Below are 13,239 nucleotides of genomic sequence, written 5' to 3' on the forward strand. Positions count from 1 at the left end.
GTCAGCCTGGGACTGTGAACATTCCCACGACGGCGGTCTGGAGACGGATCCATGTCATCTGTTGGTGGTGTCTCGCCTAGAATTGACTGAGATGTACGGACTTCGAAGCGCTTGATTTCGGGTTGCGTAGGATAACGAAACACGGAACGAGCGGCTGCGATTGCGCCAGTGGTCGGCTCATAACAGGAGGAATCCCCATGGCTGAGCACAACGGCGGCAACCGCGGCGGCAACGACCGCGGTCCTTTCCGCGGCAACAACAATTCTGGCGGCGACCCGCGCGGATTCCGTTCCCGCGAAGACCGTAACCCGGAGGCTCCGAAGCGCGCGCCTGGTTCCGGCGAACGTAAGCCTTTTGGTGATCGTCCGCGTCGTGAAGGTGACGGCGAGCGTCGGACCTTCGGTGGTGGAGAGCGAAAGCCTTTCAGCGGCGGCGGGGACCGGAAACCGTTCACAGGCGGCGGCGGTGGAGAGCGGAAGCCTTACGGTGACCGTGACAACAAGCCTTTTGGTGACCGTCCGCGCCGTGAAGGTGATGGCGAGCGTCGGACCTTCGGTGGTGGAGAGCGAAAGCCTTTCAGCGGCGGCGGGGACCGGAAACCGTTCACAGGCGGCGGCGGTGGAGAGCGGAAGCCTTACGGTGACCGTGACAACAAGCCTTTTGGTGACCGTCCGCGCCGCGAAGGTGACGGCGAGCGTCGGACCTTCGGTGGTGGAGAGCGAAAGCCTTTCAGCGGCGGCGGGGACCGGAAACCGTTCACAGGCGGCGGCGGTGGAGAGCGGAAGCCTTACGGTGACCGTGACAACAAGCCTTTTGGTGACCGTCCGCGCCGCGAAGGTGACGGCGAGCGTCGCAGCTTTGGCGGTGGAGAGCGAAAGCCTTTCAGCGGCGGCGGCGAACGCAAACCTTACGGTGACCGTGACAACAAGCCTTATGGTGACCGTCCGCGCCGCGAAGGTGACGGTGACCGTCGTGGGTTCTCCGGCGGCGACAACCGCAAGCCGTTCGGTGACCGCCAGGACCGTGGCCCCCGCAGCTTTGACCGTGGTGATTCCGGCCCCCGCCAGTTCGGCAGGGACCGTGCGGAAGACCGCCCGGTCCGTGTACCCAACGCGCGTGATCTTCGCAGCGCCAACCGCCCGGACCGCGAACGTTCCCCGGAAATCGATGAGGATGTCACGGGCAAGGAGCTTGACCGCGCTACGCAGCACCAGATCAAGACACTGGAAGACAAGAGCGCCGAGTGGGTTGCCCGCCACCTGGTAATGGCCGGACGCCTGATCGACGAAGAGCCCGAGCTGGCTTTCCAGCATGCCCTCGCCGCGAGCCGGCGTGGTGGCCGGCTGGCTGCCGTCCGTGAAGCCGTCGGACTTACTGCTTATGCGGCGGGACACTACGGCGAAGCACTGCGCGAATTCCGGACCTACCGCCGCATCAGCGGTTCAAACGTCCACCTGCCTGTGATGGCGGACTGCGAACGCGGACTCGGCCGGCCTGACCGCGCCCTCGACGTTGTACGTTCCGAGGAAGCCAAAGACCTTGACGCCCCCGGCAAAGTCGAACTGGCCATCGTTGCGGCCGGTGCACGGGCTGACCTCGGACAGCTGGACGCTGCCGTAGCAGAACTGGAAATTGCCCAGCTGGATATTAACCGGGCGTTCTCCTACAGCCCGCGGCTGTTCCGGGCGTACGCAAACGCCCTGTCGGCCGTTGGCCGCGAAGATGAGGCGGCAAAATGGCAGAAGCAGGCAGTTGTGGCTGAAAATGCCCTGGGCCTCGGCGTCGATGAGGAACCCGACATCGTGGACCTCGGCTGGGACGAGGAAGAGGAAGCCCGGGAAGAAGCCCAGCGCCGGCGTCTGCTGGAGCGCGCTGCCGCAGGCCCCGAAGCTGCTGCCTCCACGCCTGCTGCCCGGACCGAAGCAGCCGCGGACAAGACTGCCGTTGAGGCCGCCGCCGTGGATGCAGACATCGACGACGTGGAATCGGATTTTTTCGAGTCCGATGACGCCGAGTCCGACGAGGATTCCCTCGAAGCAGATGAGCTGGAAGCCGGCGACGCCGAGCACAATGAAACCGAGCACGGCGAAGAAGTGCGCGATGAAGAAGCGCACAGCGAAGCAGACGGCAGCAGCAACGCCACTGATGGCCACTCTGACGGACGGGACAGCTAGCCCGCTATGACTGAAGTTCCACTGATTTCCCTGTTCGACGCCCTGTTGGCGGACCTGGACGGCGTGGTCTATGCCGGGCAGCACGCCATCCCAGGCGCCGTGGACTCGCTGCAGCAACTGGAGGGTTTGGGCATTGGCCTGGGGTATGTCACCAACAATGCCTCCCGCAGCCCGGCGCAGGTAGCGGCGCATCTCCGTGAATTGGGTGCACCGGCAGACGACGACCAGGTGGTCAGTTCCTCGCAGGCCGCGGCCGAACTCCTGGCGTCACTCGTCGCCCCCGGAGCGCGGGTGCTGATCACCGGCAGCCCCGCTCTGGCGCAGGAAATCGAACTGGTGGGACTGACGCCTGTCTACAGCCAGGACGAGGATCCGGTGGCCGTGGTCCAGGGATTCAATCCCGGGATCGGCTGGAAAGATCTTGCAGAGGCGGCGTACGTCGTGTCGGCCGGAGCACTGTGGATCGCAACCAACACCGATATGTCCATTCCGCAGGCGCGCGGCATAGCCCCGGGCAACGGCACCCTGGTGGCAGCTGTAGCCGCCGCCACCGGACAGACGCCGCGGGTTGCCGGCAAGCCGGAGGCTCCGCTCTTCCATGCAGCCGCCAAACGGCTCGCCGCTGACCGCCCGCTGGTGGTGGGCGACCGTCTGGACACCGACATCCTCGGCGGCAACAACGCCGGGTTTGCCACTGTGGCAGTGCTGACCGGCGTCGACACCACAGCTACCATCCTGGCCGCACGCACTGCGGAACGCCCGGACTACATCATCAATTCCCTCAGCGACCTCCACCGCCCCTACCCGGCGCTGGACCACACTGACGGAACGCACCGCTGCGGGGCCTCCACTGCGCGGGTCAGCGGTGACACTATCCACGTCAGCGGCAGCGAGCGCGACCTGGATTCCTGGCGGGCCGCCTGCGCAGCCTGGTGGACTGCGGTCCCCGACGCCGCACTGCCCACGGAACCCAAACTCGAGTGGCGCAATCATTAGACTGGTCCAATGACTGAGCTGAACGAACCGCACTATCCGGAAGCAGCCCAGCCAATGCCGGAATGGCCGGACACAGCGGCGCCGGCAACCACCGATCCATCCATTGCGGCGATAACGGCCGCGCTGGACGGCGTCGAACGGTTGCCCGTGTCTGAGCATGAGGCTGTTTACAGCGACCTCCACGATGCCCTGCTGCACGCGTTGAACGAAGAGGCCCCAGACGGCGAAGGAGAAGCTTGAGCATGGCACGACTTGACCAGGCGCTCGTCGCCCGGGGCCTGGCCAGGTCCCGGACCCACGCTGCTTCGTTGATCGCCGAGGGCAAGGTGAGCTCGGCCGGGCAGGTCCTGTCCAAGGCGTCCCTCCAGGTCGACGACGGCAGGGACTTGTCGGTCGAGCACACGGAAGAGGACAGCTACGTCAGCCGGGCCGGGCACAAGCTGGCGGGCGCGCTGGACGTCTTCCCTGAGGTCACGGTTGCAGGCAAAAGGTGCCTGGACGCCGGCGCCTCCACCGGCGGCTTCACCGAGGTGCTCCTGCGGCGCGGTGCGGCACACGTGGTGGCGGTCGACGTCGGCCATGACCAGCTGGTCCCGCAGCTACGCGCCGATGACCGCGTAGCCGTGCATGAAGGCATGAACGTGCGGTACATGGCGCCGGAGGACATCGGCGGCCGGGCCGAACTCACGGTGGCCGACCTCTCCTTCATCTCGCTGACCCTGGTGGTCCTGCCCCTGGCGCTGTGCACGCAGCCGGGCGGCGACCTGGTGCTGATGGTGAAGCCCCAGTTCGAGATCGGCAAGGACCGGCTGGGCCGCACTGGCGTGGTCACCTCCGAGCGCGAACGCCGGATGGCAGTGGAAAAAGTTGCTAATGCAGCGCTCGACGCCGGACTGGACTTATGCGGCTTGGCGGCCAGTCCGCTGCCGGGCCAGGACGGAAACGTCGAATACTTCCTGTGGATAAAGCGCAGGATGACCCAAGACCTGCCTAAGATCGAAGAGCGCCTCGCAGCCATTGACGGATTGCTTGGCCGAATCTGGCCGAACCACTAGAAAGCGGAACCCGATGAGCAGGCGAGTACTTGTCCTTGCCCACACTGGCCGCGAGGAGTCACTGAAGGCCGCCTGGGAAGCCTGCGCCCAACTGCATGACTCCGGCATTGTTCCGGTCATGCAGGAGTCCGAACTGCGGGACATGGAAAGATTCTTCGGGCAGCTCACGCAGCCGGTGGAGATCCTGCACGACCACGTACAGCTGCCGGACGTCGAGCTGGTGATGGTCCTGGGCGGTGACGGCACCATCCTGCGCGCCGCGGAGCTGGTGCGGGAGGTGGACGTACCCTTGCTGGGCGTCAACCTTGGCCACGTCGGCTTCCTGGCAGAGAGCGAGCGGGCGGACCTGACCCAGACGGTGGAATGGATTGCCCGCCGGGACTACACGGTTGAAGAGCGCATGACCATCGACGTCCAGGTCTGGGTCCGCGGCCAGAAGATCTGGCACACCTGGGCCCTGAACGAGGCCGCTATCGAAAAAGGCAACCGCGAACGCATGATCGAGGTGGTGACCGAAGTGGACGAGCGCCCGCTGACGTCCTTCGGCTGCGACGGTGTGGTGGTGGCCACCCCCACAGGCTCCACCGCGTACGCGTTTTCCGCCGGCGGGCCCGTCGTGTGGCCGGAGGTCGAGGCCCTGGTGATAGTTCCCATCAGCGCCCACGCGCTCTTTGCCAAACCGCTCGTGGTATCGCCCCGGTCCCGGCTGGCCGTTGAAGTCCTCACCCGAACCGGTGCCCAGGGGGTGCTCTGGTGCGATGGCCGGCGCTCCGTGGACCTGCCGCCCGGCGCCCGGGTTGAAGTGACCAAGTCGGCCACCCCGGTCCGGCTGGCCAGGACGCACCAGACGCCCTTTTCAGCGCGTCTGGTCCGCAAATTTGAACTTCCCATTCACGGCTGGCGCGGCCCCGTGCCGCAGTCGGAGACCATCCACACCGGACCCATCCCGATCGTCCGGACGCCGCGGCCCAGGCCGCCGCTCCAGCTTGCCTCCGGCGACCAGCCGGAGGACGATACCGATCCCGCGACCGCAAAGTGAACCATGCTTGAAGAACTGAGAATCCGCGATCTGGGCGTCATCACCGACGCCACGCTGCCGCTGGGCCCTGGGCTGAGCGTCGTTACCGGCGAAACCGGAGCCGGCAAAACGATGGTGGTCACCGCCGTCGGCCTCCTGCTGGGGGCGAGGTCCGACGCCGGTGCGGTCCGGAGCGGCGCGAAGAGCGCCACGGCGGAGGCCGTCCTCAAGCTCGACGCCGGGCATCCGGCGATTGCCCGGGCAGCTGAAGCAGGTGCCGACGTGGAGGAGTTCGACGGCGGCGCTGAGCTTATTCTTGCGCGTCGCCTCGGTGCGGACGGGCGCAGCCGGGCCTTCCTCGGCGGGCGGGCCGCCCCGGTGGGCGTTCTCGCGGAAATCGGTGAAACCCTCGTGGTGGTCCACGGCCAGTCGGACCAGATCAGGCTGAAGGGGGCGGCCGCCCAGCGCGGCGCCCTGGACAAATTTGCCGGCGATGCGCTGGCGGGCCCGTTGACCTCCTACCAGGCGCTCTACAGCCATTGGAAGGCCAGCCAGGCGGAGCTGGAAACCCTGCGCAGCGCCGCCCGCGACAGGCTCCGCGAGGCCGAGTCGCTGGAAGCCGCCCTGGCCGAAATCAGCACCGTGGATCCGCAGCCGGGGGAGGACGAATCCCTCAAGGCGGAGGCTGTGAAACTGGCCAACGTCGAAGAGCTCAGGATTGCAGCCAACACGGCGCACCAGGCGCTCATCGCGGAGGACTACGGCGACGCGGGCGACGCCACCACGCTCGTGGACGTCGCGAAAAGAACCCTGGAGCACGTGGCCGAGCACGACGCCGAACTCGGCTCCGCCGCTGCACGGTTGGCGGAAGTGGGGTTCCTTCTCAACGACATCGCCACGGAGCTGGCCAGCTACCAGGCCGGGCTGGACTCGGAGGGCCCGGAACGGCTCGCCGAGATCGAGGACCGGAGGGCCGCCCTGGCCACGCTGGTCCGCAAGTACGCCCCCAGCATCGACGAGGTCCTGGTGTGGGCGGAAAACGCCCGGGTCCGCTTCGACGAGCTGCAGGATGACTCCACCAGGATCGAAGCCCTGGACGCGGACGTGGTCCGGACCGAAGCGGAACTGCAGACGCAGGCAGCCGCCGTCAGCAAGATCCGCGCCAAGGCTGCCAAGGACCTGTCCGGCCGCGTGAGCGCGGAGCTGAAGGCACTCGCCATGGCCGACGCCACGCTCGTCATCACCCGTGAGGCGGCCGCTCAGCTGACACCGCATGGAGCGGACGAGATCACATTCCTGCTGCAGCCGCACTCCGGAGCCCCGGCCCGTCCGCTGGGCAAGGGCGCCTCCGGCGGCGAACTCTCCCGCGTCATGCTGGCCATCGAGGTGGTGCTGGCCGCGGTGGATCCGGTGCCCACGTTTGTGTTCGATGAGGTGGACGCCGGGGTCGGCGGGCGGGCCGCCGTCGAAATTGGCCGCCGGCTGGCCATGCTGGCACAGCACGTGCAGGTCCTGGTGGTCACGCACCTGCCGCAGGTGGCAGCCTTCGCGGACCAGCACATCACCGTCACCAAGACATCCGTCAGAGGGGCCGACGGCGGCACCGCCAGCGGGTTCACGTCCAGTGATGTTCGCCTCCTCGACGGCCCGGAGCGTGTGCGGGAACTCGCCCGGATGCTGGCGGGCCAGGAGGATTCGGAATCGGCCCAGGCGCACGCCCAGGAGCTGCTGGACGACGCGAAACTGCTGCCGTTGCGGGCCTGACGGCGGATACCCCTTGATCGCAGGGCGCTTCGCCCTGCACACTGGATCATTTGGGGAGACAGTTCCTGATCGGGGAAAGGCTCAATTGATGATAGGCTCGAATTCCGTGGTGCAGCGATCAAATTCCCGTGTAAATTCCCGGTTCCCGGGCTCGTCCAAGACGACCAAACACATCTTCGTAACCGGTGGTGTGGCGTCCTCGCTCGGTAAGGGGCTGACGGCTTCGAGCCTCGGTCACCTCCTGCGGGCACGCGGCCTGTCTGTAACTATGCAGAAGCTCGACCCCTATCTGAACGTGGATCCGGGCACGATGAACCCCTTCCAGCACGGCGAGGTCTTCGTCACCGACGACGGCGCCGAGACGGACCTGGACATCGGACACTACGAGCGGTTCCTCGACGAAAACCTCGAGGGATCAGCCAACGTGACCACCGGCCAGGTCTACTCCACCGTGATCGCCAAGGAACGCCGCGGCGAATACCTCGGTGACACCGTCCAGGTCATTCCGCACATCACCGATGAGATCAAGCGGCGCATGCGGCTTCCGGCCGAAGGCAAAAACGCGCCGGACGTCATCATCACCGAAATCGGCGGCACCGTGGGCGACATCGAGTCGCAGCCCTTCCTCGAGTCCGCCCGCCAGGTCCGCCAGGACATCGGCCGCGGCAACGTCTTCTTCGTCCACGTCTCCCTGGTGCCCTACATCGGACCCTCGCAGGAGCTGAAGACCAAACCAACGCAGCACTCCGTGGCAGCCTTGCGCTCCATCGGCATCCAGCCCGAGGCAATCGTGGTCCGCTCGGACCGCGAAGTCCCCGAACCCATGCGCGCCAAGATCGGCCGCATGTGCGACGTCGATATCGAAGCCGTCATCGGATGCCCGGATGCCCCCAGCATCTACGACATCCCCAAGACCCTGCACACCCAGGGACTGGATTCCTACATCGTCCGCGCCCTGGACCTGCCGTTCAAGGACGTTGACTGGACGAGCTGGGACAAGCTGCTCGAAGCGGTCCACAACCCCAAGCACCACGTGGAAATCGCACTGGTGGGCAAGTACATCGACCTGCCTGACGCATACCTGTCCGTGACCGAGGCCCTGCGTGCCGGCGGCTTCGCCAACGACACCAAGGTCAAGATCCGCTGGGTACCGTCGGATGAGTGCGAAACGCATGAAGGTGCCGTGGCGTCCCTGGACGGAGTGGACGCCATCTGCGTTCCCGGCGGCTTCGGCATCCGCGGCCTCGAAGGCAAGCTGGGCGCCCTGAAGTACGCCCGCGAAACCAAGCTGCCGGTCCTGGGCCTGTGCCTGGGCCTGCAGTGCATGGTGATCGAATATGCGCGCAACGTGGTGGGCCTCGAAGGAGCTTCCTCGTCCGAGTTCGAACCGGACTCCAAATACCCGGTGATTGCCACCATGGAAGAGCAGTTGGACATCGTGGACGGCAAGGGTGACCTTGGCGGCACCATGCGCCTGGGCTTGTACGAGGCAAAGCTCGACGATGGCTCGGTCATTGCAGAGACCTATGGCAAGACCACTGTCAGCGAACGCCACCGGCACCGCTACGAGGTCAACAACAAGTACCGCGACCAGATCGCTGCCGAGGGCCTTGTGTTCTCCGGAACGTCACCGGACGGCAAGCTCGTGGAATTCGTTGAGCTGCCCCGCGAGGTCCACCCGTTCTACGTGGCAACCCAGGCGCACCCCGAACTGAGCTCACGGCCCACGCGGCCGCATCCGCTCTTCGCCGGGCTCATCAAGGCCGCCCTGGACCACCAGAACGCACAGGACGCGCCGGCAGCCAAGCCGTTGCGTACGGTTGCCGCAAAATAAAATCGAATAAGTAGAGGACGGCGCGATGCCCGGCACACCTGAAACCCCACAAGCTGCACGGCAGGTTTCGGATGCACCGAGCCCGCGCCGTCTTCTGTCTACGGAGAAGGTCTATGAAGGCCGGATCTGGGATGTAGTCAGCGACAGCTTCCAGCTGAGCGAAACTGGGGAGTCCCTGACCCGGGACTACATCGACCACCCTGGCGCCGTGGCCGTCCTGCCCATGAACGATGCCGGCGAGGTTCTGCTGATCAGGCAGTACCGGCACCCCGTGGGCATGGACCTTTGGGAAATCCCGGCCGGCCTGTTGGATGTGGAAGGCGAGGATTTTGTGGCGGGTGCTGCCCGCGAACTCGCCGAGGAGGCGGACCTCGCGGCCGGCGAGTGGAACGTCCTGGTGGACTTCTTCAACTCGCCGGGCTCCTCCAGCGAGGCCATCCGCATCTACCTCGCCCGGGACCTCACGGACGTGCCTCACCACGAACGCCATGAGCGGACCGATGAGGAGGCCGAGATTGAGTTCCACTGGATCGCTCTGGACGACGCCGTGGCCGCGGTCCTGGAAGGCAGGCTGCACAACCCGTCCGCCGTCGTCGGAATCCTGGCCGCCGCCGCGGCGAAAGCTGACGGCTTCGCCGGATTGCGTCCAGCGGATGCACCCTGGCCTGCGCACCCCAGCCAGCGTTGATGACGGCGAGTACTGAGGCAGAAGCCCCGACGCCCCCCGTCCGGCCACAGACCGCCATCGACCTCGCCATCACCGAGTATCTGCAGCATATGGGCGTGGAACGCGGCCTGGCAGCCAACACACTCTCCGCCTACCGCCGTGACCTGGCACGCTACTCCCGTTACGTGACGTCGGAGGGCTGCCAGGGCCCGGGCCAGATCACCCGCCACCACGTGACGGGGTTCCTGATGGCACTCAACGACGGATCCGACGGCGGCACGGCCCTGGGCGTCCGGTCTGCTGCCCGGACTGTGGTGGCCGTCCGGGGGCTCCACAAGTTCTGGGCGCTGGAGGGGATCACAACGACGGACCCCGCCAGCGACGTCCACCCGCCCATGCCGGGCAAACGGCTGCCCAAGGCCATCAGCGTGGACGAAGTCACCCGGATCCTTGAAGCCGCGGGCACGGACACTGCCACCGGGCTCAGGGACCGCGCCTTGCTCGAATTTCTCTATTCCACCGGGGCGAGGATCAGCGAGGCCGTGGGCCTGGACGTTGACGACATCGCCCTGCACGAGGCCGAAGCCGGGCCCGCCGTGGTCCGCCTGTTCGGCAAAGGATCCAGGGAACGGCTGGTGCCGCTGGGATCCTATGGGGCGCGGGCTGTGGACGCGTACCTGGTGCGCGGCCGTCCACTCCTGGCGGCGAAGGGCAAGGGAACACCCGCCCTGTTCCTGAACGCCCGCGGCGGCAGGATCAGCCGGCAAAGCGCCTGGACCATCCTGAAGGCGGCCGCGGACAAAGCCAACGTCACCAAGGATGTTTCCCCGCACACACTGCGGCACTCCTTCGCGACGCATCTGCTCGAAGGCGGCGCCGATGTCCGCGTGGTGCAGGAACTCCTGGGGCACGCCTCAGTTACCACAACGCAGGTCTACACCCTGGTTACGGCTGACACACTGAGGGAAATTTATGCAGCAGCCCACCCCCGGGCGCTGGGCTGACGCCGGCGGCCAGGCTATAGGGTTGGGGGCATGACGTTTACCCCTGTCACCCTGTGCTTTCTCATCCGTGAGTCCGCCGGTGTGCCGCAGGTCCTGCTTGGCCTGAAGAAGACCGGCTTCGGCCGCGGCAAGGTGGTGGGACTTGGCGGCCATGTTGAGCCGGGGGAGACGGATGCAGAGGCTGCCTGCCGCGAAGTCCACGAGGAAGCCGGGATTGTGGTCCGGCAGGAGGATCTGCGCGACGCCGGTGTGGTGACCTTCGATTTTCCTGCCCGCCCGGAGTGGAACATGAGTTCACGGCTCTTTGTCGCAGCGAACTGGACCGGTCAGCCGGCCGAAAGTGCCGAGATCCGGCCGGAATGGTTCGACGTCGGTGCCCTACCCGTGGAACGGATGTGGCAGGACGCAGAGCACTGGCTGCCGCTCGCGCTTGCCGGGTCCTTCTTGCGCCTGACAGTGGTCCTGAACGATGACAACGAGACCGTCCGCGAAGTGCTGGACTGATCACGGCCACCTCTGCGTTGGCGTAACGGCCGACGGCGGGCCGGCCACCTTCAAAGGTGACCGGCCCGCCGTCGTGCGTTCAGAGGTATTACGGAACGTGCCGTTCGTCCGGTCCGTTGTACTCGCTCAGCGGGCGGATCAGGGAGTTGCTGGCTGCCTGTTCCATGATGTGGGCGGTCCACCCGGTGATGCGGCTGGCCACGAACAGGGGAGTGAACGTGGCAGTGTCGAAGCCCATCAGGTGGTAGGTGGGGCCGGCCGGGTAGTCGAGGTTCGGTTTGATGGCCTTGGCCTCGTCCATGGCCTGCTCGAGGCCGTTGTACAGCCCCAGCAGTTCAGGGCGGCCGTAGTGGGCGATCATCTTGTCCAGCGCGGCCTTCATGGTGGGGACGCGGGAGTCCCCGTGCTTGTAGACGCGGTGGCCGAAGCCCATGACCTTTTTCTTGTGGGCCAGTGCATCCTCCATCCAGGCCTTTGCCCGGGCGGCCGCTTCGTCCAGTGATTCCTCGGGCCGGATGCCGATCTCGTCGAAGGTGTGCATCACGGCTTCGTTGGCGCCGCCATGCAGCGGGCCCTTGAGTGCGCCGATTGCGCCCGTTACTGCCGAGTGCAGGTCGGACAGGCTGGAGGTGATCACGCGGGCGGTGAAGGTGGAGGCGTTGAAGGAGTGCTCGGCGTACAGGATCATCGAGACGTTGAAGGCCTCCACGACCTCCGGGACCTGGTCTTCGCCGAACGCCATCCACAGGAAGTTTTCCGAGTAGCCCAGGTCGTCCCGGGGCTCCACGACTTCCTGGCCGCGCCGGCGTCGCTGGTCGTAGGCGACCACCGCGGGCATGGCGGCGAAGAGGTCCACGGCCTTGGCCATGTTGGCCTCGGGCGAGGAGTCCTCGGCCAAGGGGTGGCGGGCGCCCATGACGGATGCTGCGGTCCGGCAGACATCCATCGGGTGGGCGGTAGTGGGAATTGTGTCGACGATCTTCTTCACCACAGGATCAAGGGCGCGGCCGGCGCGCTCGCGGGCAGAGAACGCGGACAGCTCTTCAGGGGTGGGCAGTTCGCCGTTCCACAAGAGGAAGGCCACTTCCTCGAAGCTGCATTTGGCGGCGAGCTCCTGGACGGGATAGCCGCGGTACAGCAGCGAATTGGTGTCCGGGTTGACCTTCGAAACCGCGGTGTAGTCCACCACGACGCCGGCCAGGCCCTTCTTGATATCAACAGCTTCCATGCTGTCCTCCTTCGTTCATTGGGCAAGCCCGGATGTGCCGGAATGCTTGCAGTCTCCTTGGTGGCTCTCGGGTCCTAGCGGACGCCGGGAATTTGGAAGTTGAAAACGCCGGTATCGAAGTGGTTGTAGGCCTCATAGTCCACAAGGTCATAAAGTCGCGCACGGGTGAGCATATTCTCGACCTGTGCTTCCTGCGACCCTGTTGCCTTGATCGATTCCAGAGTACGCTCTGCTGCGCCCATGGCAATGCGCAGCAGCGTGACCGGGTAAATGACCATGTTGACGCCCACACCCTGCAGCTGGTCCACGGTGAACAGATCGCTCTTGCCGAACTCGGTCATGTTGGCAAGGATCGGCACGTCCACGGCGTCGCGGATGGCCTGGAACTCGGACAGGTCCTTCATTGCTTCCGGGAAGATGGCGTCCGCACCGGCTTCCACGAGGGCCCGTGCCCGGTCCTTGGCGGCTTCGATTCCCTCCACGGCGCGGATATCGGTCCGGGCCATGATGAGGAAGTTCGGATCGCGGCGGGCGTCGGCCGCGGCGCGGATGCGCTTGGTGGCCGTGTCCTGGTCCACCACGTTCTTGCCGTCCAGGTGCCCGCAGCGCTTGGGGTTGAACTGGTCTTCGATGTGGCAGCCGGCCAGGCCGGCGTTCTCCAGTTCCTGGATGCTGCGGGCCACGTTCATGGGCTCGCCGAAGCCGGTGTCCGCGTCCACCAGCGTGGGCAGGTCGGTCATGCGGGCGATCTGCCCGGCACGCGTGGCCACCTCGGTGAGGGTGGTCAGCCCGATGTCCGGCAGGCCAAGGTCATTGGCCAGCACGGCTCCGGAGACGTAAACACCGGCGAAGCCCTTTTCCTCGATCAGCCGCGCCGAGAGCGGGTTGAAGGCGCCCGGGAACTGTTGGATGGTGCCGGACGCGAGCATGTCGCGCAGCGCGATCCGCTTCTGCTCCGGGGTTGTCTTGGAATACAGCATCTGGTTCTCCTGTGC

At 66.1% G+C, this 13,239-nt stretch carries 12 protein-coding genes; 10 read left to right on the top strand and 2 right to left on the bottom strand.

What is annotated here, in order from left to right; all coding sequences use genetic code 11:
• The first annotated feature begins 197 nt into the window (after positions 1–197).
• From NIBR502772_RS09960 to NIBR502772_RS10005, 10 genes are all read left to right on the top strand, one after another.
• Positions 198–2,174 carry a hypothetical protein gene (locus tag NIBR502772_RS09960; RefSeq protein WP_246848753.1) on the top strand — a complete coding sequence of 659 codons (1,977 nt, stop codon included), beginning with the start codon at positions 198–200 and terminating at the stop codon, positions 2,172–2,174.
• Positions 2,175–2,180: 6 nt separating this feature from the next.
• Positions 2,181–3,170, top strand: a complete 990-nt coding sequence (locus tag NIBR502772_RS09965) for an HAD-IIA family hydrolase (RefSeq protein WP_141140064.1) — start codon at positions 2,181–2,183, stop codon at positions 3,168–3,170.
• Between the two features lie 9 nt (positions 3,171–3,179).
• Positions 3,180–3,410 carry a hypothetical protein gene (locus NIBR502772_RS09970; protein WP_141140065.1) on the top strand — a complete coding sequence of 77 codons (231 nt, stop codon included), beginning with the start codon at positions 3,180–3,182 and terminating at the stop codon, positions 3,408–3,410.
• Between the two features lie 2 nt (positions 3,411–3,412).
• Entirely contained in the window at positions 3,413–4,225 is an 813-nt protein-coding gene (locus NIBR502772_RS09975) for a TlyA family RNA methyltransferase (RefSeq protein WP_141140066.1), read from the top strand.
• Positions 4,226–4,238: 13 nt separating this feature from the next.
• Positions 4,239–5,264: an NAD kinase gene (locus NIBR502772_RS09980; protein ID WP_104063712.1), complete on the top strand. Its 1,026-nt coding sequence runs from the start codon at positions 4,239–4,241 to the stop codon at positions 5,262–5,264.
• A gap of 3 nt (positions 5,265–5,267) precedes the next feature.
• Positions 5,268–7,007: a DNA repair protein RecN gene (gene recN / locus NIBR502772_RS09985; protein ID WP_141140067.1), complete on the top strand. Its 1,740-nt coding sequence runs from the start codon at positions 5,268–5,270 to the stop codon at positions 7,005–7,007.
• An 88-nt stretch (positions 7,008–7,095) separates the two neighbouring features.
• Positions 7,096–8,841 (top strand): CTP synthase, encoded by a 1,746-nt coding sequence (locus NIBR502772_RS09990; protein WP_141140068.1) that lies wholly within the window; start codon positions 7,096–7,098, stop codon positions 8,839–8,841.
• Between the two features lie 25 nt (positions 8,842–8,866).
• Entirely contained in the window at positions 8,867–9,529 is a 663-nt protein-coding gene (locus NIBR502772_RS09995; RefSeq protein ID WP_056342385.1) for an NUDIX hydrolase, read from the top strand.
• Positions 9,529–10,512, top strand: a complete 984-nt coding sequence (gene xerD, locus NIBR502772_RS10000) for a site-specific tyrosine recombinase XerD (RefSeq protein WP_210412422.1) — start codon at positions 9,529–9,531, stop codon at positions 10,510–10,512. The genes NIBR502772_RS09995 and xerD overlap by 1 nt, the downstream gene beginning before the upstream one ends.
• A gap of 30 nt (positions 10,513–10,542) precedes the next feature.
• The gene (locus NIBR502772_RS10005) at positions 10,543–11,016 is read left to right on the top strand and encodes an 8-oxo-dGTP diphosphatase (protein WP_141140070.1); all 474 of its coding nucleotides are present in this window, start codon (positions 10,543–10,545) and stop codon (positions 11,014–11,016) included.
• Between the two features lie 88 nt (positions 11,017–11,104).
• On the opposite strand, the gene NIBR502772_RS10010 is transcribed toward NIBR502772_RS10005, so the two are convergent.
• Both NIBR502772_RS10010 and prpB read right to left on the bottom strand, forming a co-directional pair.
• On the bottom strand, positions 11,105–12,244 hold the full coding sequence (locus tag NIBR502772_RS10010) for a bifunctional 2-methylcitrate synthase/citrate synthase (protein ID WP_141140071.1): 1,140 nt from the start codon (positions 12,242–12,244) through the stop codon (positions 11,105–11,107).
• Between the two features lie 74 nt (positions 12,245–12,318).
• The gene (gene prpB, locus NIBR502772_RS10015; protein WP_058929419.1) at positions 12,319–13,224 is read right to left on the bottom strand and encodes a methylisocitrate lyase; all 906 of its coding nucleotides are present in this window, start codon (positions 13,222–13,224) and stop codon (positions 12,319–12,321) included.
• Positions 13,225–13,239: the final 15 nt, after the last annotated feature.

The organism is Pseudarthrobacter sp. NIBRBAC000502772 (assembly GCF_006517235.1).
Classification (GTDB): Bacteria; Actinomycetota; Actinomycetes; order Actinomycetales; family Micrococcaceae; genus Arthrobacter.

Excerpts from the sequence above, each read along its gene's own strand:
- NIBR502772_RS09970 (WP_141140065.1), top strand. The coding sequence starts at position 3,180 with ATGACTGAGCTGAACGAACCGCACTATCCGGAAGCAGCCCAGCCAATG.
- NIBR502772_RS10010 (WP_141140071.1), bottom strand. The coding sequence starts at position 12,244 with ATGGAAGCTGTTGATATCAAGAAGGGCCTGGCCGGCGTCGTGGTGGAC.
- NIBR502772_RS09980 (WP_104063712.1), top strand. The coding sequence starts at position 4,239 with ATGAGCAGGCGAGTACTTGTCCTTGCCCACACTGGCCGCGAGGAGTCA.
- NIBR502772_RS10005 (WP_141140070.1), top strand. The coding sequence starts at position 10,543 with ATGACGTTTACCCCTGTCACCCTGTGCTTTCTCATCCGTGAGTCCGCC.
- NIBR502772_RS09990 (WP_141140068.1), top strand. The coding sequence starts at position 7,096 with ATGATAGGCTCGAATTCCGTGGTGCAGCGATCAAATTCCCGTGTAAAT.
- NIBR502772_RS09965 (WP_141140064.1), top strand. The coding sequence starts at position 2,181 with ATGACTGAAGTTCCACTGATTTCCCTGTTCGACGCCCTGTTGGCGGAC.
- prpB (WP_058929419.1), bottom strand. The coding sequence starts at position 13,224 with ATGCTGTATTCCAAGACAACCCCGGAGCAGAAGCGGATCGCGCTGCGC.
- xerD (WP_210412422.1), top strand. The coding sequence starts at position 9,529 with ATGACGGCGAGTACTGAGGCAGAAGCCCCGACGCCCCCCGTCCGGCCA.
- NIBR502772_RS09995 (WP_056342385.1), top strand. The coding sequence starts at position 8,867 with ATGCCCGGCACACCTGAAACCCCACAAGCTGCACGGCAGGTTTCGGAT.
- NIBR502772_RS09975 (WP_141140066.1), top strand. The coding sequence starts at position 3,413 with ATGGCACGACTTGACCAGGCGCTCGTCGCCCGGGGCCTGGCCAGGTCC.
- NIBR502772_RS09960 (WP_246848753.1), top strand. The coding sequence starts at position 198 with ATGGCTGAGCACAACGGCGGCAACCGCGGCGGCAACGACCGCGGTCCT.
- recN (WP_141140067.1), top strand. The coding sequence starts at position 5,268 with ATGCTTGAAGAACTGAGAATCCGCGATCTGGGCGTCATCACCGACGCC.